This window comes from Actinopolymorpha rutila, from assembly GCF_013407855.1.
Classification (GTDB): Bacteria; Actinomycetota; Actinomycetes; order Propionibacteriales; family Actinopolymorphaceae; genus Actinopolymorpha; species Actinopolymorpha rutila.
The window spans coordinates 5,590,864-5,616,907 of the sequence record NZ_JACBZH010000001.1; the positions used below are offsets into that span (position 1 = coordinate 5,590,864).

At 68.0% G+C, this 26,044-nt stretch carries 26 protein-coding genes and 1 pseudogene; 15 read left to right on the forward strand and 12 right to left on the reverse strand.

What is annotated here, in order from left to right:
- Positions 1–8: 8 nt before the first annotated feature.
- Complete coding sequence (locus tag F4554_RS24945) at positions 9–1,271, forward strand: amidohydrolase (RefSeq protein ID WP_179789829.1); 1,263 nt, start codon at positions 9–11, stop codon at positions 1,269–1,271.
- A 37-nt stretch (positions 1,272–1,308) separates the two neighbouring features.
- Positions 1,309–1,878, forward strand: a complete 570-nt coding sequence (locus tag F4554_RS24950; protein WP_337796193.1) for an NADPH-dependent FMN reductase — start codon at positions 1,309–1,311, stop codon at positions 1,876–1,878.
- A gap of 48 nt (positions 1,879–1,926) precedes the next feature.
- Here F4554_RS24950 and F4554_RS24955 read toward each other — a convergent pair whose 3' ends face one another.
- The 4 genes from F4554_RS24955 to F4554_RS24970 form a co-directional block, all read right to left on the reverse strand.
- Positions 1,927–2,571 (reverse strand): TRIC cation channel family protein, encoded by a 645-nt coding sequence (locus tag F4554_RS24955; protein ID WP_179789831.1) that lies wholly within the window; start codon positions 2,569–2,571, stop codon positions 1,927–1,929.
- 148 nt (positions 2,572–2,719) lie between these two features.
- Entirely contained in the window at positions 2,720–3,466 is a 747-nt protein-coding gene (locus F4554_RS24960; protein ID WP_179789832.1) for a DUF429 domain-containing protein, read from the reverse strand.
- Positions 3,467–3,485: 19 nt separating this feature from the next.
- Positions 3,486–4,166, reverse strand: a complete 681-nt coding sequence (locus F4554_RS24965) for a helix-hairpin-helix domain-containing protein (protein WP_179789833.1) — start codon at positions 4,164–4,166, stop codon at positions 3,486–3,488.
- A gap of 200 nt (positions 4,167–4,366) precedes the next feature.
- Positions 4,367–4,819 carry a winged helix-turn-helix transcriptional regulator gene (locus F4554_RS24970; RefSeq protein WP_179789834.1) on the reverse strand — a complete coding sequence of 151 codons (453 nt, stop codon included), beginning with the start codon at positions 4,817–4,819 and terminating at the stop codon, positions 4,367–4,369.
- A 92-nt stretch (positions 4,820–4,911) separates the two neighbouring features.
- On the opposite strand from F4554_RS24970, the gene F4554_RS24975 reads away from it, so the two are divergent.
- Together F4554_RS24975 and F4554_RS24980 are read left to right on the forward strand one after the other, a co-directional pair.
- Entirely contained in the window at positions 4,912–5,505 is a 594-nt protein-coding gene (locus F4554_RS24975; protein ID WP_179789835.1) for a dihydrofolate reductase family protein, read from the forward strand.
- A gap of 42 nt (positions 5,506–5,547) precedes the next feature.
- Complete coding sequence (locus tag F4554_RS24980) at positions 5,548–5,931, forward strand: PPOX class F420-dependent oxidoreductase (RefSeq protein ID WP_179789836.1); 384 nt, start codon at positions 5,548–5,550, stop codon at positions 5,929–5,931.
- A gap of 60 nt (positions 5,932–5,991) precedes the next feature.
- Here F4554_RS24980 and F4554_RS24985 read toward each other — a convergent pair whose 3' ends face one another.
- Both F4554_RS24985 and F4554_RS24990 read right to left on the reverse strand, forming a co-directional pair.
- A complete protein-coding gene (locus F4554_RS24985) occupies positions 5,992–6,801 on the reverse strand; it encodes an ABC transporter permease (protein ID WP_179789837.1) in 810 nt (269 codons plus the stop codon).
- Positions 6,798–7,799, reverse strand: coding sequence for an ATP-binding cassette domain-containing protein (locus F4554_RS24990; RefSeq protein ID WP_238341397.1), 1,002 nt, complete (start codon positions 7,797–7,799; stop codon positions 6,798–6,800). The genes F4554_RS24985 and F4554_RS24990 overlap by 4 nt, the downstream gene beginning before the upstream one ends.
- Before the next feature lie 547 nt (positions 7,800–8,346).
- Between F4554_RS24990 and F4554_RS24995 the strand changes: the two genes are divergently transcribed.
- The 7 genes from F4554_RS24995 (at position 8,347) to F4554_RS25025 (ending at position 15,035) form a co-directional block, all read left to right on the forward strand.
- Positions 8,347–8,907, forward strand: coding sequence for a hypothetical protein (locus F4554_RS24995; RefSeq protein WP_179789839.1), 561 nt, complete (start codon positions 8,347–8,349; stop codon positions 8,905–8,907).
- Between the two features lie 315 nt (positions 8,908–9,222).
- Positions 9,223–10,524, forward strand: a complete 1,302-nt coding sequence (locus tag F4554_RS25000) for an ABC transporter substrate-binding protein (RefSeq protein WP_179789840.1) — start codon at positions 9,223–9,225, stop codon at positions 10,522–10,524.
- Positions 10,517–11,440 carry a carbohydrate ABC transporter permease gene (locus tag F4554_RS25005; protein WP_179789841.1) on the forward strand — a complete coding sequence of 308 codons (924 nt, stop codon included), beginning with the start codon at positions 10,517–10,519 and terminating at the stop codon, positions 11,438–11,440. The genes F4554_RS25000 and F4554_RS25005 overlap by 8 nt, the downstream gene beginning before the upstream one ends.
- On the forward strand, positions 11,427–12,323 hold the full coding sequence (locus F4554_RS25010) for a carbohydrate ABC transporter permease (RefSeq protein ID WP_179789842.1): 897 nt from the start codon (positions 11,427–11,429) through the stop codon (positions 12,321–12,323). Before F4554_RS25005 ends, F4554_RS25010 begins: the two co-directional genes overlap by 14 nt.
- An 80-nt stretch (positions 12,324–12,403) precedes the next feature.
- A complete protein-coding gene (locus F4554_RS25015) occupies positions 12,404–13,336 on the forward strand; it encodes a Gfo/Idh/MocA family protein (protein WP_179789843.1) in 933 nt (310 codons plus the stop codon).
- The gene (locus tag F4554_RS25020) at positions 13,333–14,313 is read left to right on the forward strand and encodes a Gfo/Idh/MocA family protein (RefSeq protein WP_179789844.1); all 981 of its coding nucleotides are present in this window, start codon (positions 13,333–13,335) and stop codon (positions 14,311–14,313) included. Before F4554_RS25015 ends, F4554_RS25020 begins: the two co-directional genes overlap by 4 nt.
- Before the next feature lie 14 nt (positions 14,314–14,327).
- Positions 14,328–15,035, forward strand: coding sequence for a GntR family transcriptional regulator (locus F4554_RS25025; protein ID WP_179789845.1), 708 nt, complete (start codon positions 14,328–14,330; stop codon positions 15,033–15,035).
- A gap of 15 nt (positions 15,036–15,050) precedes the next feature.
- On the opposite strand, the gene F4554_RS25030 is transcribed toward F4554_RS25025, so the two are convergent.
- Both F4554_RS25030 and F4554_RS25035 read right to left on the reverse strand, forming a co-directional pair.
- The gene (locus F4554_RS25030; protein ID WP_202889454.1) at positions 15,051–16,520 is read right to left on the reverse strand and encodes a hypothetical protein; all 1,470 of its coding nucleotides are present in this window, start codon (positions 16,518–16,520) and stop codon (positions 15,051–15,053) included.
- 47 nt (positions 16,521–16,567) lie between these two features.
- Entirely contained in the window at positions 16,568–17,770 is a 1,203-nt protein-coding gene (locus F4554_RS25035; protein ID WP_179789846.1) for a hypothetical protein, read from the reverse strand.
- Between the two features lie 191 nt (positions 17,771–17,961).
- On the opposite strand from F4554_RS25035, the pseudogene F4554_RS34130 reads away from it, so the two are divergent.
- The 3 genes and pseudogenes from F4554_RS34130 to F4554_RS25045 all read left to right on the forward strand — a co-directional run.
- Positions 17,962–18,237: pseudogene (locus tag F4554_RS34130) on the forward strand (apiosidase-like domain-containing protein); the annotation flags it as partial.
- Between the two features lie 19 nt (positions 18,238–18,256).
- Complete coding sequence (locus F4554_RS33820; RefSeq protein WP_202889455.1) at positions 18,257–19,273, forward strand: apiosidase-like domain-containing protein; 1,017 nt, start codon at positions 18,257–18,259, stop codon at positions 19,271–19,273.
- A 64-nt stretch (positions 19,274–19,337) separates the two neighbouring features.
- Complete coding sequence (locus tag F4554_RS25045) at positions 19,338–19,739, forward strand: hypothetical protein (protein WP_179789847.1); 402 nt, start codon at positions 19,338–19,340, stop codon at positions 19,737–19,739.
- A 1-nt stretch (position 19,740) separates the two neighbouring features.
- Here F4554_RS25045 and F4554_RS25050 read toward each other — a convergent pair whose 3' ends face one another.
- Positions 19,741–21,492: a glycoside hydrolase family 3 N-terminal domain-containing protein gene (locus tag F4554_RS25050; RefSeq protein ID WP_202889456.1), complete on the reverse strand. Its 1,752-nt coding sequence runs from the start codon at positions 21,490–21,492 to the stop codon at positions 19,741–19,743.
- 108 nt (positions 21,493–21,600) lie between these two features.
- On the opposite strand from F4554_RS25050, the gene F4554_RS25055 reads away from it, so the two are divergent.
- Positions 21,601–22,293: a hypothetical protein gene (locus F4554_RS25055; protein WP_179789848.1), complete on the forward strand. Its 693-nt coding sequence runs from the start codon at positions 21,601–21,603 to the stop codon at positions 22,291–22,293.
- Positions 22,294–22,311: 18 nt separating this feature from the next.
- Here the strand turns inward: F4554_RS25055 and F4554_RS25060 are convergent, their stop codons facing one another.
- The 3 genes from F4554_RS25060 to F4554_RS25070 form a co-directional block, all read right to left on the reverse strand.
- Positions 22,312–23,340, reverse strand: a complete 1,029-nt coding sequence (locus tag F4554_RS25060) for a hypothetical protein (RefSeq protein WP_179789849.1) — start codon at positions 23,338–23,340, stop codon at positions 22,312–22,314.
- Positions 23,341–23,401: 61 nt separating this feature from the next.
- On the reverse strand, positions 23,402–24,271 hold the full coding sequence (locus tag F4554_RS25065) for a phytanoyl-CoA dioxygenase family protein (RefSeq protein ID WP_179789850.1): 870 nt from the start codon (positions 24,269–24,271) through the stop codon (positions 23,402–23,404).
- 82 nt (positions 24,272–24,353) lie between these two features.
- On the reverse strand, positions 24,354–26,030 hold the full coding sequence (locus F4554_RS25070; protein ID WP_179789851.1) for an alkaline phosphatase family protein: 1,677 nt from the start codon (positions 26,028–26,030) through the stop codon (positions 24,354–24,356).
- Positions 26,031–26,044 lie beyond the last annotated feature (14 nt).

Below are 26,044 nucleotides of genomic sequence, written 5' to 3' on the forward strand. Positions count from 1 at the left end.
AGGGCACTATGGCGGGCGCGTCGGCTGTGCGGTCCGTCCTGGCCGGGTTGAGTGACACCCGGGGCTGGCAGGAGGACTTCTACCGGGATCTTCATCAACACCCCGAGCTGTCCCACCAGGAGAGGCGGACCGCCGGGAAGGTCGGCGAGCGGCTCGGCAGGGCCGGTTTCGACGTGCACGAAGGCGTCGGGACGACCGGTGTGGTGGGGGTGCTGCGCAACGGGGACGGTCCGACGGTGCTGTTGCGCGCGGACATGGACGCCCTGCCGATGCGGGAGACCACCGGACTGTCGTACGCCAGCACCGCCACGGCCACGGACGACGACGGCGACGAAGTACCGGTCGCTCATTCCTGCGGGCACGACCTGCACGTGGCCTGCCTGCTCGGTGCCGCGACGCTGCTGGCAGACGGCGCCGCGCAGTGGAACGGGTCGCTGGTCGCGCTGTTCCAACCGGCCGAGGAGGCCGGAGACGGCGCCAAGGGCATGATCGACGCCGGTCTGGCGGAGCTGGTACCGACGCCGGACGTGGCGTTGGCCCAGCACGTGTTGCCGGCACCGGCCGGAGTCCTCGGCACCCGCTCCGGGCCCGTGCTGTCGGCCGCCGACAGCATCCGGATCACCCTGCACGGCCACGGCGGGCACGGGTCGATGCCGCAGGCGACGGTGGATCCGGTGGTGCTGGCCGCGATGATCGTGGTCCGGCTCCAGGCCGTCGTCTCCCGCGAGACGCCGCCGGAGGAGACAGCTGTCCTGACCGTCGGCAGCATCCAGGCAGGTACGAAGAGCAACATCATCCCCGACTCGGCCGAGCTGCAACTCAACGTGCGCACCTACAGCGAGCAGACCAGGCGCCAGGTCCTGGACGCCGTACGCCGCATCGTCATCGCCGAGTGCGATGCCTCCGGGTGTCCACAGGAGCCGGAGTTCGAACTGTTCGATCGCTTCCCGCTGACCAGCAACGACCCTGCCGCGACCGACAGGGTGATGCGGGCCTTCACCGAGGTCTTCGGCGAGAAGGTGCAGACGATGAAGCTGCAGACCGCGAGCGAGGACTTCAGCGACATCCCTTCGGCTCTGGGAGTGCCGTACACCTACTGGGGGCTCGGCGGGATCGAGGAGGACGCCTACCAGCGGGCGGCGGCCGCGGGTCGCATCAGTGAGGACGTCCCGGTGAACCACTCGCCGAAGTTCGCTCCCGTCATCCAGCCCACCCTCGATGTCGGGACCAAGGCGCTGGTCGTCGCCGCCATGGCCTGGCTGGCCGGCTGAAGCGACCGGCTCACACCACCAGCTGAAGGAGATCAGCGTGAGGACGTACAAGGTCGGGTATTTCGTCGGCAGCCTTTCGTCCGCCTCCATCAACCGGATCCTCAGCAAGGCGCTGATCCGGCTGGCCCCGCAGGACCTGGATTTCACCGAGATCCCGATCGGCAACCTGCCGCTCTACAGCCCCGACTTCGACAGCGACTACCCGCCCGAGCCGAAGGCCCTCAAGGACGCCATCGCCGCATCGGACGCCATCCTGTTCGTGACACCTGAGTACAACCGGTCCATCCCGGGGCCGCTGAAGAACGCGATCGACTGGGCCTCGCGGCCCTACGGAAACAACTCGTTCGACCACCTGCCCGCGGCCGTCATCGGTGCTTCGCCGGGCAAGATCGGAACCGCCCTGGCGCAACAGGGCCTGCGCGCGGTCCTGAGTTTCTGCAACGCCAGGCAGATGACCGCTCCGGAGGCCTACATCACCTTCCAACCCGACGTGTTCACCGCCGACGGTGACGTCTCCGACGAGTCCACGGCCACCTTCCTCACCGACTACATGCGTGAGTTCCGCGTCCACATCGAGCGCGTGCTGACCGTCATCCCCCGTGCCTGAAGGGGATCACGCGAGCGACGAACCAGCGACCCCGGCTCGTTCTGCCGCTCATCGTTCCGGTTCGTCCTTGGGTTGTCCTGGCGGCCGGGGCGCGTTCAGGCCGAACCGGACACCGACCATGCGGATGGCGAAGCAGGCGATCGCCGCGCACAACGCCGCGGGGACGCCGTAGACACCGAAGCGGATGGTGAGAACGGTGATCGTCGCGGCTACCAGGGCGGGGATGGCGTACAGCTCGCTGCGAAGAACGGTGGGGATCCGCTGGAGCAGGACGTCGCGCAGCGTTCCACCGCCGACTCCGGTGATCGCGCCCAGGATCACCGCCTGGGCAGGGCCCAACCCCATGTCGAGGGCCTTGCTGGCACCGGTGACCGCGAACAGGCTGAGCCCGGCGGCATCGAAGACCACGATCGGCCCGGACATCCGGTGCAGCCTGTGACCGAAGCCGAAGGCGATCAGGCTGCCCGCGGCGGCGACGGCCAGGTAACGCCAGTCGCTGAAGGTGGCCGGCGGCAGATAGTCGATCAGGATGTCGCGGAGGATGCCGCCGCCGAGCGCGGTGATCATGCCGAGAGTGACGACGCCGACGATGTCCAGCCGGGCAACGCGTACCGCGGTGAGGGCCCCGTTGAGCGCGAACGCGAAGGTTCCGGCCAGGTCCAGGGCGAGCAGTAGCGGATTCTCGGTGGTCACCGAAGAGTTCTACACCGGGCCCGGGCACCTCACGCGTGCCGTTGCCCGCGCGCCGGGCCTCGGCGCACCTCGGCACAGGGCAAGGGCAGATACGGGCACCCGGACCAGTCGGGAAATCGGCGAAGTTGCCAGCTCCATCTGTGAAGCGCTATCCGTGAAGCGCGTCGATCGAGGTCGCCGGGAGGGCGATCCAGCCCTCGCTCCTGGCGACGGACGCGTGTTCTTCAGGCAGCGGCTCGACCAGTCCCCGGCTGACCGCTCGCGCGGTCATGGCCGCGATCACCGCGTCGAACGCATCGTCGGAACGCCGGCACAGGTCGTCGTACTCACCGAGGCTCAGCCACGGCGCCGCGGTCAGGAGCACGTCCACGGATTCCCGCAGACTGTCGACGTTTCGGGCCCTCTTGTAACCACGCGATGGAAGGCCCCACCTCTTCAACGAAGCCGCGGGATACACCTCGGCCACGGCTCCCGCGCCGGAGCGGTCCACCGACTGCCCGTCCCGCGCCAGCTGTGCGAGCAGCCCCGCGCATCGCATGGCGGTGTGCCCGATGCGGTCCGCCGCGACGCTCAGCGGCATCAGGTCCGTCCTGTCGTGGGTGAAGATGTCGGTCGTACGGAGCGCCAGCCGGCGGCGCCCGTCCCGGCCGGCGAACTCGTGCGGATCGGCCACGTCACCGGCCTGATGCGCGGTGACGAACGCGACGAACGGTTCCGGCCAGCCGAAGGGGCAGTCGATGCCGGCCTTCTCCGCTTCTCGAAGTGCCTCGAGTATCAGAGTGTCGTCGGCGCCGAGCGCGAGCCGGCGGACGGAAGCTCCTTCGGGTGACCAGTCGATCCACGCCACAGCCGTCTTCGCCGGCTCGGCGGCCAGGTCGACCCCTACGGTGAGCACCCGCCAATGCTACGGGTGGTCAGTAGCGGAGGAAGACCGCGCGCTCGCCCAGGCCGTCCACGATCGGTGCCGGCAGGCTGGTGTAGGCGCCGAGTTCTGCTGCTCCGCTGAAGCCGCCTGCCTCCTCACGGGCACGGACGATCTCCTCGGCGTACGCCGGACGCAACTCCAGCATGTCAACCATCGCTTGCGCACTCGCGTGGTTGACGTCGACCAGGCCACCGTTGTCGTACGCACGGTTGGGCAGGTCGGGACGCCCGATCCGAAGCTCGCGCGCCATGCCCGGGTCCTTCTCCACCAGCGCACGGGCCTCCGCACGACGGGCGCGCGCGTGCTCCACCTGTGCGACGGCCGCCATGGAGTGCCAGTCGGACGCGCCGACCACCTGGGCACCGCGGCCGGTGTCGCCGAAGACCTCACGGCGCAGGCGGAACGACTGGATCGAACCCGCGATCATCGCCGCAACAAGGAGCGTGGTCGCCAGGCCGACCAGGGCCGAGTCGCTCGAGTCGGAGTCACTGCTTGACGGGTCGAGCATGAGGAGGACGAACGCCAGGGCCGTCGTGCCACCGATGGCGAGCGTCCAGTTGAGCAACGCTCGGCGCCGCAGTCTCGTCCAGGCATGCAGCACCGGCACCCAGCTGAGGAAGCCGACCAGGTAGATCGGGAGCAGTGCCCACAGCACGCTGCCCAGGATCACGTACCACGGCGGCCTGCTCGGCGTCGTCGGTACCTGAACAGGGGCGGGGTGAGTCAGTCGAGTACACCGAACTTCCTATCGTGTTGACCAGTTCAGAGTGGGGTGCGGCCGAGCAGGCTTATCGGCGTCGGAACAGCAGGTCGCCGGAAGCTACTTCACCGCACCGGCATCAACCTGCCGTGAAACCGCGGCCGGCTGAGTCAGGTCGCCGCGCCTGGCCCGGGAAGCAGGTCGATGTCGCCGGCGTGCATCGGCTCGCCGCAGTGTGCGCAGCGCAGGTCGACGTGGCTGATCTCGCCGCACGCGTGGTGGCGGTAGAGCACCGGTGGCCCGGCCTTTCCGGCGAGCCACTTGTCGCCCCAGCCGACCATGACCATCAGCAGGTCGAAGAGCTCGGCGCCCTTCTCGGTCAGGACGTACTCGAACCGCGGTCGCGCGTCGTATGGCCGGCGCTCGAGAATCCCGTTGTCCACAAGGTGGTTCAGCCGTTCGGTCAGAACCTTGCGCGAGATCCCGAGGTCGGCCTGGATCTGCTCGAACCTGGTGAACCCGACGTACACGTCCCGCAGCACCAGCGGTGACCAGGGCTCCCCGATGACGTCGAGGGTGCGCGCGATCGAGCACGCCATCTCACCGAAGTTCGTCCGTTGCATGACGACAATCTAGCACCGTGGGGTTCCCTCAAGGAACTTCGACTGATATGGTCCTCTAAGTCTCCTCAAGGAACCCAGGAAGGAAGTACGACATGAGCAAGGTCTTCGTCGCACTGGCGGTCTCGGTCGACGGTTACATCACCGGACGCGATCCCGGAGCCGGACGCGGGCTCGGCGACGCGACGATGCTGTTCGACTGGTACTTCGACGGTGACACGCCGAGTCGGGTCTTCGACGGGTTCAAGCTGAGCGAGCCCAGCGCGCGCGTCTTCGATGCCGTCGCCGGACGCGTCGGTGCCACCCTCGCCGGCCGCAACACCTACGACGACTCCGGGTGGATCAACGGTGGTACGCCACACCCGGCCGCGCCACTGGTCGTTCTGACTCATCGGCCGATCACGGAGCTGCCCGAGCGTCAGACGCTGGTCACGACCGGAATCGAGGACGCGGTGGCGGCCGCGAAGGACGTTGCCGGCGGCAAGGACGTCGGCCTGATGGGCGGCGGCGTCACGACCGCGGCGCTGGCGGCCGGCCTCGTCGACGAGGTGATCCTGCACCAGATCCCGATCCTGCTCGGCGGCGGCCGGCCCTTCTTCCAGTCGCTCCCGGAGCACGTGCGGCTCGAACTCGTCGAGGCCGTTCCGGCGCCGGGCGTCACCCACCTGCACTACAAGGTGGTCCGATGATCTTCGTCACACACACCCCTACGCCGCTGAAGGAGCACTCTCATGCTTGATCCCGACGTCCGCCGCGTACTCGACGGCGCCTCGTTCGCTCACCTCGCCACCGTTCTCCCCGACGGCTCGCCGCACAGCACGCCGGTCTACGTCGGCGCGCACGGCGACCGGATCGTCTTCTTCACCGGCCCCGGCGTACGCAAGGAACGCAACCTGCGGCGCGACCCTCGGGTGGCGCTGTCGATCGCGCCCGTCGACAACCCGTACCAGCCCGTCGCCATCCGTGGCCGGGTCGTCGAGTGGATCGAGGGCGACGCAGCGTGGGAGATCGTCGACCGGCTGGCGATGAAGTACACCGGTACGACATATCCCCGCGAGCAGGAACGCATCGTCGCCGTGATCGAGCCCGTACGACAGACGGTCGGCATCGGCTGAGAACGCCATGACCCGCCCGCGGGGGCCGGCCCGGTCGCTACCCGGGACCGGCCCGAGCGGTCAGCGGCGGCTGGCCTTCTGGAACTGGCGTACCGACAGCGGCACGAACACGACCAGGATCAGCACGACCCACCCCAGCGTGTAGATGACGGGATGCTGCAGGGCCCACGAGTCCGGGACCGGTCCACGCGGGTCGACGTTGCCGAACAGCTCGCGCGATGCCTGCGTGACCGTGGAGACGGGGTTCCACTCCACGAAGACCCGAAGACCGCTGGCGAAGGACTCGGTGGGTACGAACGCGTTGGACACGAACGTCAACGGGAAGATGACGATGAACGACGCGTTGTTGATCACTTCCGGGCTCGGGACCAGCAGTCCGACGTAGGCCATCACCCAGCTGATCGCGTAGGCGAACAACAGCAGGAGGGCGAACGCGAACAGCGCCTTCAGGATCCCCTCACGGATCCGCCAGCCGATCAACAGGCCGGTGGACGCCATGATGATCAGGGACAGCACGTTGTACGCGACGTCGGAGGTCGTACGCCCGGTGAGCACCGCCGAGCGGGACATCGGCAGCGACCGGAACCGATCGATGATGCCCTTCTGCATGTCCTCCGCGAGCCCCGCACCGGTGAAGGTGGCGCCGAACACGACGGTCTGGGCGAAGATGCCGCCGATCAGGAACTCGCGGTAGGGCACCGCGCCACCGGGATCGATGGCGCCGCCGAACACGAACGCGAACAACAGCACGAACATGATCGGTGAGATCAGCACGAACACCAGGATGTCGGGGACGCGCTTGATCTTGATCAGGTTGCGGCGGGCGACGATCCACCCGTCGACGACCGCTCCGACAGGGCCGGTGCTCATCGTGCCACCTCTCGTTGTTCCTGACGTTCGCCGGAGCCGGAGGAGGTCGCGGACTCCTCTGTCTCCTCCTCGGCGGCGTGTCCGGTGAGGCTCAGGAACACGTCGTCGAGGGTGGGCCGGCGCAGGCCGACGTCGAGGATCCGTACGTCGGCGGACTCCAGGTCGCCGAGCACCCGCCGCAACGCCGGCGCGCCACCAGCCACCGCAACGGTGAGGGCCCGGCCGTTGTCGTCGACCTGCACTTCCCCGACCGCGACCGCGGCAAGCGCCTCGCAGGCTCGCGACCGGTCGGCGGCGTCGGCCAGCAGGAGTTCGATTCGCTCACCACCGACCTGTGCCTTCAGCTCGTCGGCGGTGCCGTGCGCGATGGCCCGGCCGTGGTCGATGACGACGATGTCGTGGGCGAGGCGGTCGGCCTCCTCGAGGTACTGGGTGGTGAGGAGCAGCGTCGCGCCGGAGTCGACCAGGCTGCGGATGACGTCCCACATCTGCTGCCGGGCACGGACGTCGAGCCCGGTCGTGGGTTCGTCGAGGATCAGTACGGGCGGCTCCGCGACCAGCGCACCGGCCAGGTCGAGACGCCGCCGCATCCCGCCGGAGTAGGTCTTCGACGGCCGGTCGCCGGCGTCGGCCAGGTCGAACTGCTCCAGCAGCTCCCTGGCCCGGCGGCCGGACCTCGCCTTACCGAGTCCGTAGAGCCGGCCGACCATCTCGAGGTTCTCGTAGCCGGTGAGGTACTCGTCCACCGCGGCGTACTGCCCGGACAGCCCGATCCGCGAGCGAACGCCGTCGGGGTTCTTGCGTACGTCGACTCCGGCGACCTCGGCGGTCCCCTCGTCGGCATCCAGCAGGGTGGCGAGGATGCGGACGGCGGTCGTCTTGCCGGCGCCGTTCGGCCCCAGCAGCGCCAGCACTCGTCCTTCGGGGACGGTCAGGTCGAGGCCGGCAAGCGCCTCCACGGTTTTGTACCGCTTCACCAAGCCGGCGGCACGAATCATCTCTCTCACTGTCCGGACCTTCCCGCGAGTTCCGTTGTTCAGTAGGCGTCGGCGTCCCCCACGCATGCCGGTGCACACCCGGATCTCGGCGAGAGGTCTGGAGAATCGACTCGCGTCGAAGGATTGTACAAGTCTTTACCGGCCGGGCATCGACAACACGCGCCGGAAGTTTCCCCCGCCAGGACCCACTCCGGCAGTAATCACTGCCTGGACCAGGTCGCCAACCACTCCCGAACGGGCGCCAGGAGTCGCGCTTGATCCTCTGCGCCACCGAGATCACCATGTGCCATGAGGATGGGGAGCCGCGCATGGCAGCGCAACGGGTGCTTGCCGAGGTGATTCCGTGTGATCTGGTGTGGCACAACGAACTTTTCCGTCCTCGGGGTTCGAGAACTCAGTTGGGCATCGTTACGCGATACCAGAAATCCAGGTATGCGACCGGATGGGCTTTGGTTCGAGCGCGCCGAGACTTCACCGACGCGGAGGTGAAACTGGCCGCAACACTCGCCAAAGCCGGAACTCGACGAACTCAGGCTGCGGGGCCGACGTGACAGATCTTCAGAAGCAGGCGAATCCTGAATCCACCGGGAGCAGCACTCTCGTCGGCTGGCGGGAGGTTCCCGAGCGCGGAATCCGAGGGTACTTCGGAAACTACGCCATCGAGCCCGTGATGCGGCGCCAGACCGCGGCCGAGCAGGCGATCGGGCGCTTGCTCATGGATGCGGCAGACGCCGAGGAGACAGCCCGGGTTCTCGCGATCGCGGGAGAGCACGACATCCACGTGTCACCGCCGCCCCCGCCAGCCAGAGGAGGCGGCCCGGGCAGCCACTACGCACGCATGGATGCCGCCCGCATCGCCATCACCGGACTGCTGGTCCTGGGGGTCCTGGTGATGGTGATCTGGGCTCTGGTCGAGCACGACCCTGCCGTCGCCGCGCAGTACGTCGCCCCTGTCAGCGGTCTCGCCGGCATCGGCCTCGGATGGCTGTTCACGAACGGCCGATCACCCACCGTGCTCGAGGCGGAACTCGCTCAGCGGACTGCCCGGCCGAATGAGGCCGACGGCAGGCCGAGGAGCAGGCAGGCGCCTGCCGCGGACGAGCGGTGACGGCAGGGAAGTCCATCACCAACCTCCACGGCGCGCGCGGGACAAACCTCGGGAAAGACGCTTGACCTTCCTGGGCTGATCGCCCAGAATCGGCCAGTGAATTGGTAGGTACCAAGTTCTGCCGAAGAGGTCCAATGGTCGAGCCCAGACTGTACGCGTCGCTAGGATCCTGCGATGTGCGGACCGCGGCTGCCTGGGCGTCGCACGGCTCGCGCGTTCGGACTGCTCCCCTATTGGTACTGACCACCCTTGGATCCTCAACGCGACCGTCAGCACGCTGACGTCTCTCCCCCGTCGAACTCCCGGAAGGTTCCCATGTCTGGACCAAATCAGCTCTCCCGTCGGCGCTTCGTCGGAATGGGTATCGCCGCGGCAGGTCTCAGCGGTCTGGCTGCGTGTTCCAAGGACTCGTCCTCCTCCTCGTCCGGCGGGAAGGTCACGCTCCGGTTCTCCTACCTGTGGACCGGACAGGAGGCGAAGGCGCTGGAGAGCGTGATCAAGAAGTTCAACCAGAGCCAGTCCAAGATCGTCGTCAAGGGCGTGTCGAACCCTGACGCGCAGGCTCAGCTGGCCGCGATGACCGGGAGCAAGGGCGCGTTCGACATCTCCGACAACTTCGGGAGCTCCACCGGCGCCTGGGCGGCGAAGGGAGTCATCAAGTCGCTCGACGACTACATCAAGAAGGACTCCTTCGACCTCGGCGACTTCGCCGACTCCACCATGCAGCAGTGCCGGTACGACGGTCACGTCTACCAGCTGCCGATTGCGGTCAACAACTCCGCGCTGTTCTACAACAAGAAGCTGTTCGCCGAGGCAGGCGTGCAGAAGCCGCCGACCACGACCAGCGAGTGGGCCAAGGCCATCGCCAAGCTGACCAAGACCGACTCGAAGGGGCGGCTGACCCAGCTGGGCCTGGCCGGGGCCAGCGGTGCCGGAGCCGACTACCGGCTGCTGGGCGTCACCCATGGCGGCAAGTGGTACGACAACGGGAAGCCGACACCTGAGGACCCGGGCAACATCGCCGGTGCGAACTTCTATGTCGACAGCGTCATCAAGAAGTACGGCATCAAGGAGATCGAGCGGTTCGTGTCCGGCTTCGGTGACTACCAGTCGCCGCAGAACCCCTTCTACCAGGGCAAGTTGGCGATGGTGGTAGACGGCGAATGGCAGCCGTCGTTCATCAAGGACTTCGCTCCCGACCTGGACTGGGGAGTGGTTCCGGTCCCGTATCCCGACGGCAAGCCGGAGTTGGCGAAGACCAACCTGGTCGCACCGGGGACGTTCTTCATCCCGAGCAACAGCCAGCACCCGGACGAGGCCTGGGAGTTCATGAAGTACCTCGTGTCGAAGGAAGCGATGCTGTCCTTCACCCAGGCGCTGTCCAACCTGCCGGCGCGCAAGTCGCTCCTGAAGGACCCGGCGTACCACTCGATCAAGAACTTCGACCTCTTCCTCGACCTGCTGGCCAGCAAGAACGCGACTTCGATCCCCAGCGAACCGAGCCTGGCCCAGTACACCTCCGACCTGGCCACCGCCGACGACAAGATCACCCGGTTGGCCAAGTCGCCGGCCGAGGCCTACGCGCAGGTGGCCAAGGCGGCCAAGAGCTATGGCTGAGGCAACTCTCGCCAGGCACAAGCCGCGCCGCCGGCCGGCGCTGGCCGGGTTCGCCTTCTCCTCGCCGTGGATCATCGGGCTGGTCGTGTTCATGGCCGGTCCGATCCTGGTGTCGCTCTACTACAGCTTCACCGAGTTCAACCTCTTCCAGTCGCCGCGCTGGGTCGGGTTGAAGAACTACGCGACCCTGCTGGAGGACCCGAAGTTCCTGGGGTCGGTGTTCAACACCGCCTACCTCGCCATCATCGGCGTTCCCCTCGGCCTGGCATTCGCGCTGCTGGTCGCGCTGGCGCTGAACTTCCCGGTCAAGGGGCAGCCGCTGTACCGCGCGATCGTCTACCTACCGGCGATCGTGCCGGTCGTGACGGCCAGCTATCTGTGGCGCTGGGTCTTCAACGCGCAGTACGGATACCTCAACCAGGTCCTCGGCAGCGTCGGCCTGCCGCAGCCCAACTGGCTGGCCGATCCGCTCTGGACGAAGCCCGCGGTGCTCATCATCACGTGGTGGGGCATCGGCGCCACCGCCGTGATCTACCTGGCGGCCCTCAAGCAGGTGCCGCAACAGTTGTACGAGGCCGCCGCCGTCGACGGTGCGAACGGCTGGCAGCGGTTCTGGTACGTCACCTGGCCGGCGCTCACCCCGGTCACGCTGTTCCAGTTGATCATGGGCGTGATCGCGGCGCTCCAGATCTTCGCCCCGACCTACCTCCTGACGCAGAGCAGAGGCAACGGGGCCAACGGTGGCCCGGGAGACTCCTTGCTGACCTACACGATGCACCTGTTCCACAACGCGTTCGTCTTCCTCAAGATGGGTCAGGCGGCCGCCATGGCGTGGATCCTCTTCCTGGTGATCGGGTTGCTGACGTCGTTGATCCTGCTGACCTCGAGGCGGTGGGTGCACTATGGCAGCGAGTGACGTGGTGCGGACCGGCCGACCGGCGACAGCGGGCGGCACCGGCCCGGTTCCCCGGCCACGTCGGCAGTATCTGGGCCGGCGCCTGAGCCATCACCTGATCCTGATCCTCATCAGCCTCGCGTTCCTGGCGCCGTTCCTGGTGATGATCACGACCGCGTTCAAGACCAGCGGCGACATCTTCCGGGTGCCGCCAAGGTTGCTGCCGGACCGGTGGGTGCTGGGCAACTTCGCCGAAGCCGTCCAAGCGATGCCGTTCCTGCGTTACCTGGCCAACACCGTGCTGCTGGTCGTCCTCAACGTCGCGGGCACCCTCATCTCCTGCCCGCTGGTGGCGTACGGGCTGGCGAAACTGCACTGGCGGGGCCGCAGCCCGGTCTTCGGCACGGTGCTCGCCACGATGATGCTGCCCGCCCAGGTGACGTTCATCCCGCTCTACCTGCTGTGGGATCGCCTCGGCGCGGTCGGGACGCTGTGGCCGCTGATCATTCCGGCGTTCTTCGGCTCGCCGTTCTACATCTTCCTGCTGCGGCAGTTCTTCACCGGTGTCCCCGACTCACTCCGGGAGGCCGGTCTCATCGACGGCGCCTCGGAACTGCGGGTGTACCTGCAGCTGATCCTGCCGCAGGCGAAGGCCGCGATCGCGACAGTGGCCGTCTTCCAGTTCGTCGCGACCTGGACCGACTTCCTGCTGCCGTTGATCTATCTCAACAGCCAGGAGAACTACACCCTGTCCATCGGCCTCTACAACTTCTTCGGTGAGCACGGTGTCGCCTGGGGTCCGCTGATGGCGGCCTGCCTGATCTTCACCGTCCCCGCGTTGGCGATCTTCATGGTGGCGCAGCGCTACTTCATCCAGGGGATCAGCGTCACCGGCATGAAATGACCGTTCCTCCCCACGCCCCGCTGCTCGTGAGCTGACGGTGGAGGGCCTGCGGGGAAGGCCACAGGAAGGACACCTTTTCGATGATTCGAGTCGGCATCGTCGGCACCAACACCTCCCACGCCGGCGTCTTCGCCGGACTCCTGAACGGGGTGGGCGGCGGCCCGCCGCGGGTCGAGGACGCTCGCGTCGTCGGCGTGTGGAGCAGCGGCAAGGAGGGGTTGTCGGGGATGCACTCCAGCGCCCCCGAACTCGCCGCGACGTACCGGATCGACCGGGCGGTGACCGAGCCCGGCGAACTGATCGGTGCCGTCGACCTGGTGCTGATCCTGGACGACCTGGACGGCGGGGCGCTGCACCCGGAGCTGGCCCGACCCTTCCTCGAGGCAGGTGTGCCGACCTACGTCGACAAGCCGATGGCCCTCAAAGTGGAGGATGCCGTCGAGCTGTTCGAGCTGGCCGAGCAGCAGCGCACCCCGCTGATGAGCTGTTCGGCACTGCGCTTCGCACCCGAACTCGACGTACTCCGCCGGGACAGCGGCGGCGAGGTCAGCACCCTGATCAGCGTCGGACCCGGCGACTGGTTCAACTACGGCGTCCACGCGGTCGAGGCCGCGCTGGCCGTCCGCGGCCCCGGGGCCAAGCAGGTTCAGCAGTTCAGCTGCGGCGATCGGGACATCACCGTGATCGAGGACGAGACCGGGCCGCGGATCGTGATCGGCACCCTGCGCGATGCGAAGACCGGGTTCCACCTCACCGCGTACGGATCTCAGGGAGTCGCCCAGACCGAGGTGGCCGACTACGAGTCGTTCTACGCCAACACCATGTCGGCGGCCGTGGGAATGGCGCGGACCGGAACGGCTCCGATCGACCGGGAGGCGACCCTGGAGGTGCTCGCGATCCTGGCGGCCGGGCAACGCTCGGCCACCACCGGTGAGCCGGTCCGGCTGGCCGACGTGATGCCCGACGCGAAGCCTGACGCAGTGCCCGACGCGATGCCCGGAGGGAACGAATGAGCGGCGCCCAGAAACCACGGATCGGGGTGGTCGGAACCGGCAGTATCGGCCGTGCCCACCTGAACGCCTACCGCCGGGCCGGTGTGGACCCGGTCGCGGTCGCCGACGTCGATCCAGCCACGGTCGAGGCGGTTGCCGCCGAGTTCGGCGCGACCGCGTACACCGACATCGCCGCGATGCTCGCCGGTGCCGATCTCGACGCGATCAGCGTCTGCACGCCACCGTCCACCCACCAGGCCCTCACGGTGCGGGCGCTGGAAGCGAAGGTCGCGGTCCTGTGCGAGAAGCCGATGGCACGTACGGTCGACGAGTGCGCGCTGATGGTCAAGGCCGCGCATGTCAACCGGACCTTGCTCACCGTCGGGTTCTGTCACCGGTTCCAGCCCGAGATCGAGGCGATCAGGGCCGCCATCACCGACGGGCGGATCGGCACCGTACTGACCTTCCGGAACCGGTTCTCCGGGCCACTCGACGGGGTCGAGTCGTCGTGGTTCTCCCAGCCGGCGGTCTCCGGTGGCGGCGTACTGATGGACACCTGCGTGCACTCGGTCGACCTGTTCCGGTTCCTGTTCGGAGAGGTCGACCAGATACGCGCGCTGACGGCGACCACGGCCACCGCTCGCGGTCCGGCGCTGGAGGTCGAGGACAGTGCGGTGCTGTCGCTGCAGTCGACGGCCGGAGTGCTCGGCGTGATCGAGGCCAGTTGGCGGACCGCGCCCGGGGAGGCAGTGGTCACGGTGTCCGGCACTCACGGGCGCCTGCAGTTGGACTACGCCACGATGAAGCTGACCGAGGTCGGCGTCGACGGGACCGAGTCGATCATCGAGGTCACCGGAGAGGATCGGTTCACCCGCCAGGCCAGGCACTTCCTGAGCTGTGTCGCCGGCACAGCGGAACCACGGGTCACCCCGGCCGACGGAGCCCGCGCGATCGCACTGCTGGCGGAGGCGAGCGCCGACGCCGGAACGCGTGGATGACGACCTCCGCGGTGATGGCTGCACCAAAGCACGCCGTAGTCCGCGCGCATCTGCTCGACCTGATTCGGGACAGCCTGGAACCCCACCAGAAGTTGCCGACGGAACGGAAGCTGTGCGACGAGTTCGGAGTGAGCCGGCTGACCGTCCGCAGGGCCGTCGAGCAGATGGTGAACGAGGGTGAGGTCTACCGGATTCAGGGGTCCGGCACCTACGTCGCCGAGCCGGCGATCCGCAAGCGCGAACTGCTGACGTCGTTCAGCGACGACATGCGTTCGCGCGGCCTCGTACCCGGCGCGAAGTTGATGAAGGCCGAGCAGACGGTGGCCGGTGCCCGGGAGAGCTGGCTTCTCGGGGTGAGTCCGGGCGAGCCGCTGCTGCATCTCGTCCGGCTCCGGTCGGCCAGCTCGGTGCCGATGTGCCTCGAAGAGGTGTGGTTGCTGGCACGGCTGGCACCCGGCCTGCTGGAAACCCCGCTGGAGGATTCGCTCTACGAGGCACTGCTCGCGCGGTACTCCATCACGCTAGACCGCACCCAGCAGCAGGTGCGCGCGACGGTGGTCGATTCCGCGCAGGCCAAGCTGCTCGAGGTACCCCCGCTGTCACCGGCTCTCCTGGTGGAGAGGGTGACCTGTGACGTACGGGGGCGGGCGGTCGAGCTCGCCTGCTCGCTGTATCGCGGCGACCGGTACAGCCTGGAGCAGACGCTGCGCCGCAGTCAGTGAGTACGCCGCTCTCCGTCAGCGACCGGCAGGCGGGACGTCGACCACCAGGTCGTCGGGGACGGCGTTCGCGGGACCGTCCTTGTGGTAGAGCCACGTCGACGGCTGGTCGGTGAGGTTGGCGACCCGAAGGCGTACCGGTGCCCGACGTGGGAGCGTTCCCACAGTGACGCGGTTTCCGTCGACGCTCACCGCGCTCGGGTCGACGAACCGGCGCCGGCCGCCCAGGATCTCGAAGCTCTGTGGCAGCTTCGCCGACGCGGGATCGATCCGCTTCTGGAACGAGATGACGGCGCTGTCGTCGGTGACCCGCTCGACGTGCCGTGGAACAGGGCGGTCGTGGTAGATGTAACCACCGAGGTGGTACTCGTACCCGGTCCACGTCGCGAGGCCGAGTTGGTCCGCGGTGTCGGCGAAGGTTCGCAGCCAGCCGTCGTCGCGGGTCATGGCGGGAGTCGAACCGATGTCGGTCTGCGCGCCGAGCGGGATCCGCGGATGTGTGGCACGGATCTGGTCGATGAACGGCCGGTACGTCCGCAGGTACGTCGCGGGGAGATCGGGCCGGGTCCAGTCCGGCCAGTTGGTCTGCAGGATGTGGATGTCGGGCCGCACCGCGGAGATCATGGCGGCCGCGTCGAGCCCCTGATACTCGCGTTCGAGTGCCACGGACTCAGGACCCGCGTCCACGCCGAGAGACCAGGTGCCGACGAGGATGTCGGGCCGGGCCTCGCGTACGCCTCCGCTTCCGTTGACCAGCTCGGCGAGAAACCCGTTCACCGCGTCGACCCTCAGTTGCATCCACTTCGCGTACCGCTCGGTGTCGGTCTTGTAGTAACGCGGGGAGGAGGGATCTGTGAAGTCGGGGAGCTCCATGCCGTACCTGCGCATGAACGCGTCCTGCGCCAACGGGCCCACGTCGCCGTAGACGCCCGACGCGAGGCCGTTCCATTCCGGGAAGTAGGGCTCGGCGACCTCGAAACCGTCGAACGGATACTCCGAGACGAGCTTCGCCACGACCTGCTTCTTCCAGCCCAGGTAGTCGGTGCTGAACGGGGAGAAGCGGTAGAAGCCGTCGTCGACCGGCTTCAGCAACCGCATCTGCCAGGTGGGCCAGTCGTCGGGGAACCCGGACACGGAGTACGAACCGTTGCCGATGACCATGGCCCACACGGTGATCCCACGCCGGCGCAACGCCTCCACGACGGGCCCGTTCACGTCCTGCTCGTTCACCACGAAGTAGTGGACGATCCGGTAGCCGTTGACCGCGAGCTCGTCGGCGATGCTGTCCGGCGAACGCCCCTGGTAGTACGGGAACGTCGGGTCGAGCTGGATGCTCGGACCCGACAGGCCCCGGTGACCGCCCCGCGCCGACGAGGGCTCGGCGGCCCACGCGGTCTCCCCGGTGAGGAGACCGGACCCGACGGCGAGGGTGGCCGACGCGACGGCGCCGCCGAGGACGGCGCGGCGGGAGAACGGACGACCCGTCATGGATGAGCTCCTCTGTTGGGACGACTTGCCTCGGTCAGGTTCGGGGTTCAGCTGCCGGAGGCGGAGGTGTAGTTGGGTGCGAACAGCAGCACCTGAGGTCCGGCCGATCCCCCGGTCAGGCTGGTGGTGAGTCGCAGGTGCACGTCGCGTGCACCGAACGCGGCCTGGTCGTAGTGCCACGCCCGGGGCCAGTCGACGTACGGTGACTGGTGCAAGCTGTCGTTGACAGCGACCACGAAGTGGCCTCCGCCGCCTGCCGGGTTGAGGAACAGGCCGACCGGCGTACCGGCCGAACGGCGATCTCCCTTCAGGACCGTGTCGAGGTGGTAGAGCACGCCGTAGTTGCCGTCGTTGTACACCGCGCGATCACCGTCGACGGCGCTGCGGCCCAGGCGGTACTCCCCCGGCATCGAGTCGTTCCACGGCTTGCCCGGAGGTGCGGAGTCGACGGACAGCCGCTGCACCCCGCCGTCGGGCTCGACCGGAACAGTGCCGTAAAGGTCCGAGTAGTCGAAGGTGCCACGTACATGGTCGGTGTCGCCGGGCAGCACGGGCAGCGTGAGCGGGTCGGCGGTGCGCGGCTCGGTGTACCAGTAGCCGACGGTGGTCACGGTGACCCGGGCCGGCGCGGCACCGCGCGGAAGGCGCAACTGGTCGGTGGGGATGTCCGGGTCCAGGGCGCGCTGGAGTTGGCCGACGTTCTCCGCGGTACCGGACGTGACCGCGGCAAACTCCTGGATGGACGCCTCGGTGTAGGTCGGTGCGACGGTACGAGTCGACCAGTACGTCTCGCCGGCCTTCAGGGTGGTGAGGTACCTCGCGCTGTGATGGTCGTTCATGAACGCCGTCAGCGAGTTCTGGCCCGCGACGTCCGGCCAGTAGTCCGCGCTCCGGCCGACGCCACGGTCGAACAACAGCACGGGCCCATCCGAGGTGTTCGTCACCGCGACCCCGAGCACCATCGGCACCTGGGCGTTGTTCTGTTGGTGGCCGAGAACCCGGACGAGACCGTCCACGCTGTCCCGGTAGAACGCGCCGGGGAGCGCGGTGTCGGCGTCGGGTAGCTCGGGCGAGTCCGAGAGGATCAGGTGAGGGCCGCTCGCGGTCAGTGTCGGCTTCGGAATCTGGTGCTGGGTCCCCAGTGACTCGACCGGAACCAGCTCGTCCTCCGCTGCCGCCGGTTGAGCATTGGTAAGTACCAAGCTGGTGGCGGCGAGAAGTCCTGCGGCCAGCAATCCGCGTGCCTTCATTCGTCCCTCCGGGGAGCCTCAGCGGCACATTGACCAACGCGGTCGATGCAAGATCATCAGGAACGTAATGTCCAGGCTTAAAGGTTGTCAATACCAATCCGTCAGCACCGGTCAAGGCCGATACAGGTCATCGGCCGTGTGCGAAGCCTGATCCGGGGTGTCGTCGCCGGATGCTGGCGGGAAACGCTGCCATGGGAGCCGCCGTGGCCGGTCTGGGCGGCGGAAGGGCTGCCGCCGCCACACCCGTCGAAGGAGCCGACATCAACTCGACCGTGAGCAGTCCCTGGGACAACGGCGCACTGACGGTGTCGAAGAACGGGCGGTTCTTCCAGCACGAGAACGGCCGGCCCTTCTTCTGGCTGGCCGACACCGCCTGGTTGCTGCACAAGCTCTCACCGGGAGAGCTTCGGCAGTACTTCGCAGACCGGCGTGAGAAGGGCTTCAACGTGGTCCAGCTTCAGGTCGTTCCGGGGAGCAAACTCGGTCGTGTCGAGCGGAGCTCTCACCGAGGACAGCGCAACGTGGTACGGCACGTGGCTCGCCAATCGCTACAAGGACAAGCCGAACATCGTCTGGCTGAACGGCGGGGACTCGAAGGCCCATCAGAGGCTGTCGATCTGGACAGCTCTGGGCGAGTCCCTCAGGCAGTCGGATCCGGATCACCTGATGACCTACCACCCGTTCGGCCGATACTCCTCGTCCACGTGGTTCCACGATGCGTCCTGGCTGGACTTCAACATGTTCCAGTCCGGACACCACACCTACGCACAGTCGTTCGCGGCGGTGGCCACGAACGTGGACAGCATTGACCTGCCCACCCTGTGGAAGGGCGAGGACAACTGGAAGCACGTGATCGAGGACCACAAGCTCCACCCGCCGAAGCCCACTCTGGACGGCGAACCCAGCTACGAGGGGATCCCGCAGGGACTCCACGACCCGAGTGAGCCGTTCTGGAACGACAACGACGTCAGGCGATACGCGTACTGGGCGGTCTTCGCCGGCGCCTGCGGCCACACGTACGGCAACGGAAGCGTGATGCAGATGCACAGGCCCTCGGACGGCCCGGTCGGCGGCTACGGCGTCACGAAGTACTGGACCGAAGCGATCGACGACCCCGGTGCGGGGCAGCTGCAGAATCTGAAGCGCCTGATGTTGTCGCGACCGTACTTCGACCGGATCTACGACCCGACGGTCGTTCACGGCGATCCTGGTCACCGTTACGACCGCGTGCTCGCGACCCGAGGGAAGGACTACCTGTTCGCGTACGTCTACACCGGGCGAACGTTCTCCCTGGAGCTGGGGCACATCTCCGGGAGCCAGGTGGACGCCTGGTGGTACCACCCGAAGGACGGGCGTAGCGAGCAGGTCGGCCGCCTTCCGAACGAGGGCGTACAGGCCTTTGATCCGCCGGGGACACCCGAAGAGGGGAACGACTGGGTGCTGGTCCTGGACGACGTCTCGAAGCAGTTCCCGAAGCCGGGCGACGTCACGTGGACAGCTTGACGGTGCTCTCGGCCCGTACGGCCGGCCGCATAGGCTGATCTTGATCGCCAAGAGGGGACGACTCATGGCCACCAAGCAGGAGCGCGCCGCCAAGAAGCGAGAGGATGGGCGCAGGGCACTCCACGAGCTTCAGCAGTTGCCCTTTGGCGCCGCAACCCGATCCGTCCTACGGCTGTACATCACCGCGACGTTGGCCGGGCGGCGTCAGGACGCCGGCACAGCCTGGATCGTCCGTCCGCTGCCGTCCACCAACAGGCTCAAGGACCAACGCCGGATCTTCACGTTCACTGTGTCGAACATGGAGACGCTGTTCGCCTACTACGATCCGCGGGACAACGCCGTGCTGGGCGGGCATCTGGTCGTCCAACAGCCAATGGTCGGAGGGCGGCCCGTCCGCGAGCTGGCCGGTCAGTATCTCGACAACATCGGGCACTACGACACCGCCAAGGGACGCGACGCGGCGTGAGTCAGAGGCTGAGCCCGTGGCCGAACCGGAAGAGCGGCTCGGCGGTGTCGAAAGCCACGTCACTGCGGCTGTCCTCCACTGCCCGCATCGACGAGGGCAGGTCGAAGGGCAGCCGGCCCTCGGGCTTGACGTCGCCGAAGAGCACGTCGAGCAGGGCCCGCGCGTTCGTGCCGTACGTGGCGACGACAGCCGCCGCCTGGTCGGCGACCTCCGGGATCACCGCCGCACGCTCGAGGTGGATGTCCACAACGGTCGGCACCGCGGCGAACACAGCAGCCTGCCGCGCCTTCTCGGCCTCGCCGAACTCCAGCGACCCGGCATGGAACATCGCCTCGAAGCCACCGGGACGCGGCTCGAACGGCGTACCCAACCGAAGCAGCGCCACGTCCGCGTCCGCCGGGGTGTCGACAACGGTCGCGAACGGCGTGACGACCTCGGCGTCCATCCCCTCGACGTACAGCCTGATTCCCTTACGCAGCGGAAGGATGTACTCCCTGTTGGTCAGCACGGTGACCGAACGCCGCTGCACGTCCTCGCCTCTCGCGACGAAGTCCGGCCTGCCGACGACACCCGCCACCGCGTCGACGTCCACCAACGGGTCGTCGAACAGTCCGAGCAGGAACTTCTCCCGCAGCAGCCGACGTACGGACACGTCGATCCGGTCGACGCTCACCAGCCCCTTCTCGACGGCCTCGACCACGAGCTCCGGGCGGCTCTCGCCACCGAACTGGTCGCACCCCGCCTCGACGATCTTCACCACCCGTTCGAGCTCGCTCAGGTGCTCACATCCCCAGGCGCGGGCGGGCATCGGCTGGCCCATGATCTCGGCGTCGGTGACCAGTCCCCAGTCGGTGCACACGATGCCGTCGAAGCCGAGCCGTTCGCGCAGGATGCCGGTGATGACGCCCTGGTTGAACGCGAACCCGACCTCCTCGTACTCCGTGCCGACCGGCATGCCGTAGTACGGCATGACCTGTGAGGTGCCGGCTGCCAGCGCCGCCAGGAACGGCTCGAGGTGGTAGTCGAAGTTGCCGCCCGGATAGACCTGCTCGCGCCCGTAGGCGAAGTGCGGATCCTCCCCGTCCAACTGCGGCCCGCCGCCGGGGAAGTGCTTGGTCATCGTGGAGACGCTGCCGGGGCCGAGCTCCGCGCCCTGGAAGCCTCTGACGTACGCGGCGACGAGTTCGCCGGACAGGTCGGCGTCCTCTCCGAAGGTGCCGGACGCGCGTACCCAGCGGGGTTCGGTGGCCAGGTCGACCTGCGGGTGGAGGGCGACGCGGAAGCCGACCGCGGTGTACTCCCGGCGAGCGACGTCGGCGAACTCCTCCACCAGTTCGGGCGAACGCAGCGCGGCGAGGCCGAGCGTCTCGGGCCACTGGCTGAACGCCGTTGCCCTGAAGGCCGTACCGACGTTCTCGGTGAAGTGGTGGCGCGGATCCGTCGACAGCGAGACCGGAATGCCGAGCCGCGTCCGGCGGGCGGCCTCCTGCAGCCGGTTGTGCCACTCCGCCACCTGCCGCGGGTCGGTCACCGAGCCCAGCAGGTTGAAGTGGTTGAGGAACTGGTCGGCGACCAGGTGCAGCGTGCTCGGCAAGCCGAACGCCTCGTTGGCCTCCGCCAGCCGGCCGCCGGGACCCATCGCCACCATGGGCTGGAACATCAGCCCGGCCTTCTCCGGCAACGTCATCCGCACCAGGAGGTCCGCCACCCGTTCGTCGACGGAACGGTCGGGGTCACGGTAGGTCTCGGTCACCGGGCTCTCCTCTCGACGGGGAGTACGCAAGGCAGTGTTCCGTACCTCGGCCCTTCTGGCGCGATCTCGGGGACACGCGCAGCGCGGCAGTTTGCGTGGCCGTGCGCGATGGAGTATCCAATACCGGACATAACGCCCTTCCACCCAGGGTCGGCGAGGTTCGAGCGGGGGACGTCCCTGCCCTGGGCGACCAAGGAGATCATCATCTCTACGCACCAGTCGTACACGGCAGGCCACATGGCGACCCGCGAGGACCTGGCGGCCCGGCAGATACCAGAGCCCGAATCGGCGATGCCGGTGGTCCAGCACCGGACGGCCGGACTGCACTGGCCGCAGTACGTCAACAACCACCGGCTCGTCGGCGGACTCGTGGCGGGCTTCGCGGCCCTCCACATCGCCGACATGATCGGCTACTGGCTGCCCGGCATCGGCCTGCCGAAGCTGGACTTCGCCTACTTCAACGGCTCCATCCTCATGCCCAAGATGGCCGCTGCGCCGCAGTGGTTCGAGGGGCACATCTTCCACACTTTCAACGGCATGGTGTTCGCACTCGGCTACGCCCTGCTGATCTTCCCGCTGATGGGCAAGACCCTGACGACCGCACGCAACGTCGCCCGCGGAGTCGCCATGGGTATGTTCCTGGCGACGTTGAGTTGCCTGTGGTGGATCCCTTCGCAGTTCCCGGCTCTGCACGCGGGCTTCATGTCGCTCAACCTCGGCTGGAAGCTCGTCCTCGGCGTCTACGTGTGGCACCTCGCCTGGTCGTTCGCCCTCGGCTTCTTCTTCAACCCGCAGGACTGAACGCCGCACCCACGTCGGTCACTCGGCTGCCGGCCAGGCCTCGACCTGGCCGGCACCACCAGCACGCAGGTGTGCGTGCAGGTCTTCGCAGGCGGCCGGGTCGGCTTCCGACCGCAGCGTCAACCACCGCTTGCCGGGATCGATGGACGCGAGACCACCACCGAGCACCAGAGAGTCGGTGACGGTCTCGGCCAGCAGGCACACCTCGGGGTCGCTCCCGCCGGTCTCGGCCACCTTCGTGCGCTCGAGCGGCGTCGCCCAGATCAGTCGGCTCTCGACGACCACGAGCCGGCGCTGGGTGACCAGCACCGTGACCTCGCCACCGGCACTGCACACCAGTTCGGCGGCGAACCCGATCCGCTCGTCGTCCTCCATGAACGTCGCGAGCGCACGGTCGACCACCTCGGTCGGCAGCGGATCGGCGGTCTCGGCCCTGCGTGGCGCGGCTTCGCGTGACGCGGCCCTGCGTGGCTCGACTCCGCGTGGCTCGACTCCGCGTGGCTCGGCTCCGCGTGGCTCGACTCCGCGTGGCTCGGTTCCGCCTGGCGCGACTGGTCGCTGCACCTCGTCTCCCCAGCTTGTGTCGACCTCGGGCAGGGCACCCATGGCCCGGGCCGCGTCCAGCAGCGTGGGGAAGAAGTCGTGGAACGCCTCCGCGTCACGGATCCGCATCGTCGTGGTGAGCTCACCGCCCGAGGGCCCGCCGGGCGTCCTCGCGGTGACGGCGAAGTCACCGAGGCTGGGCTCGGTCGGCCGGCCGGCGAAGACGACGTACGGGAGCGCCACCGCGGTCACGCGCTCACGGGACTCGAAGATGACGCGTTGGTCGGTGACGAAGGCGAAGCCCGCGGCGTTCCCCTCGTGCGGGAAGCGCACCGCGACTCGCGCACGCGGCCGCTCCCCGGGCCGCATCACCGACTTCACCAGCAGCCAGTCGCGCGACTCCGCGGCGACCGCGCGACCACGCTGGGTCGCCGCCCGGACGTGGAGATCTTCCAGGGCGCGGTCGCCGACCGTGATGCTGACTGACTTCCTTCGGAGACGCACGAGGCCGCAGATTAGCCGTCCGCGCACGACCTCTCAAACCGGGCAAAGGGGGCGGGCCTGTTCAGCGGTCCCATGGCCAGCTGTCGCCCCCGCCCAGCAAGGGGCGCAGGTGGTCCGGGAGCGATGCGACGAACTCGGGGCTGGGCTCGTTGCCGGGCCACTCGCGCATCATCGGGGGTGTGTACCCACAGATCATCACCGCTCGCTCCCGGTCGCTGCGAACGGCGGTGCTGCTGTGGACGAGAGACTCGGCGAAGAGCAGCACCGACCCCGCGGTCGCCTCGACCTGGTGGACGAGCCGTTCGTCCTCGCGAGCCGCGTCGATGATGTCCTGCTGTGGCCAGCCGAGTCGATGGCTGCCCGGAATCACCGCCGTACCCCCGTCGTCGGGACCGACATCGGTGAGGTACGCCAGCGTCTTCGCGAACAGGCAGTGGAAGTGATGGTCGGCGTGGTAGGTCCCCCAACCGTGACGGACGCCGGTGTGGAATCCGAGCGGCTCCACCCGTTTCTTCGAGCCCGGGACCGGCCCGGACTCGGCCGGCGCGTCGGGGTCACGGCGGTTGATGATCGCTTCGGACTCCTCCAGGCGTACCCGCCCGCCGACGAGCTCCTCGACGAGCGGAACCAGCGCCGGGTGCGCCGCGTAGTCCAGCAGTGCCTGGTCGTACTCCACCAGGTGACCGATGCTGAGGAAGTGCGCACTGCGACTGTTCACATACACACCGCGGGCCGACAGATCCGGCTCCGCCTTCAGTCGGTAGAGGGCGTCCTTCATGCGTGCGACCTCGTGCTGGGTAAGGACGTTCTCCAGGAGCACGAAGCCGTACACGTCGAGGTGGAGCCGCTGCGCGGGAGTGAGCCGAGGCCGCTCGGTCCCGTCGCCGCCTGAGACCTGCTCGTCGGTTGCCTTCCGCGGCCCTGTCGTCATCGGCTGCACCTCCAGTACGCAGGTTTCGAGACAGCGGGCTCATTCTTGCCCACACTCCCCGCGCACTCGAACCGGTAGACCGTCAGTGGGACAGCCGTGCCGGCGTGGTACCAGGCCTGGTACCGACTCCGGATCCGTAGGCGCTCAGGAACCTGTTGCGGAAGGTGTCCATCCGCCAGACCGGAGCCGTCGGGCTCGGGTCGAGCCCGGCTTGCCAACCCCAGCGGGAGATCCGCTTCAGCACGGCCGGGTCGCGGGCGACGATCGCGATCGGTACGTCTCGGTTGGACGCGTGCCGGGTGACCGTGGGGTTGGGCTGGTGGTCACCGAGGAACACGAGCACGGTGTTGTCGTCGCCGTAATTCTCCACGTAGGTGACGAGGCTGTTCAGCGAGTAGTCGATCGAGCGCGCGTACTCGGTGCGTACCTGGTCCGGGTTCTTCCACACCTGCTCGGGATCCTTGCCGGCCTTGTGGATGGCGTCGTAGATCGAGCCGTCTCCCACCTCGTCCCAGCCGACCATCCTGGGCAGCGGAGACCACGGATTGTGGCTGGACGTCAGGACGACCTCGGCCATCAACGGCTTGCGGTGCTTCTTGCCGTGCTCGAGACGTTCGAAGGCGGACAGGGTGTACTGGTCGGGCATCGTCGACCAACTGAACGCCGGACCCTTGTATCCCAGCGACTTCGCGTCGTAGATCTTGTCGAGGTGGTAGAACTTCCCCTCCGGCCAGGCGCGGGTCGTTCCCGGCAGGACGCCGACATCACGCCAGGCCCCGGTGCGCTGGAAGGCGCCGGTGAGGGTGAGTCGGTCGCTGGAGGCGGTGACCGTACGGAAGCGCTGCTGGTTGTTGATCCACAGTCCGGACATGAAGGTGGAGTGGGCCAGCCAGCTGTCGGCTCCGGTCGTCGGCGAGGTGAGGAAGGCGCTCCGGGAGGAGAACCCGGCGGCCCGCAACCGCCTGGTGCCCTCCGCGAGCGTGGCGTCGACCCGCGGTGACATCTGCGGGTCCTCGACCGCGACCCGGCCGTAGCTCTCGACGAACGCGAAGATGACGTCCTTGCCCCGCAACGCGGTGAGCATCCGGTCCGGCGGGGTGTGGGCGGCGTAGGAGTCGACGCTCGCCTCCCTGGCGAACGCCTGCTCGTCCCGCATCGTCGCCACGACCAGGTGGGCGCGGCTGTGGACGAGCGCGGCGGCACTGTCGGACGCGACCGGCGCGCCCATGACCTGAATCCCCGCCGTCAGGCAGACCATCCAGGCGGTGCCGGCGACCAGCGTCGTACGGGTCGCGGCCGTCCGGTGACGGGCCATGAGCTCGCCGAGCCGCACCATCGCCAGCGCCAGGACGGCGGGGATGACGAGGGCGACGAGCACCGCCGCGACCACGGCGCCGACCGCACCGGCCCGGCCTACCGAGTCCCTCAGGAAGTCGTCCGCGTCGGCGAACAGGCTCCAGTCGAGTACCGGGTTGAAGGACCGCTGCAGAACGGCGTCGAAGCCCATGTCCAGGAGCTTCACCAGCGTCAGCAGACCAAGGCCCACGCCCGCCAGCACCGCGGTGACCCGCCGTGCCCTCCTCGGCAGCGCGAGCAGGACGGCGGCAACGAAGATTCCCTCCAACGGGATGCGTACGAACGTAATCGGCCGCAGCTCCGTGAGGTGTCTCGGCAGCAGCAGACAGCCGAGCACCAGCAGGGCGGCGAGCGCGCTGGTAGTCCAGCCGAGGGCCCGCCGAGCGCGCGCGAAGATCGACATTCCGAGGTCCTCCC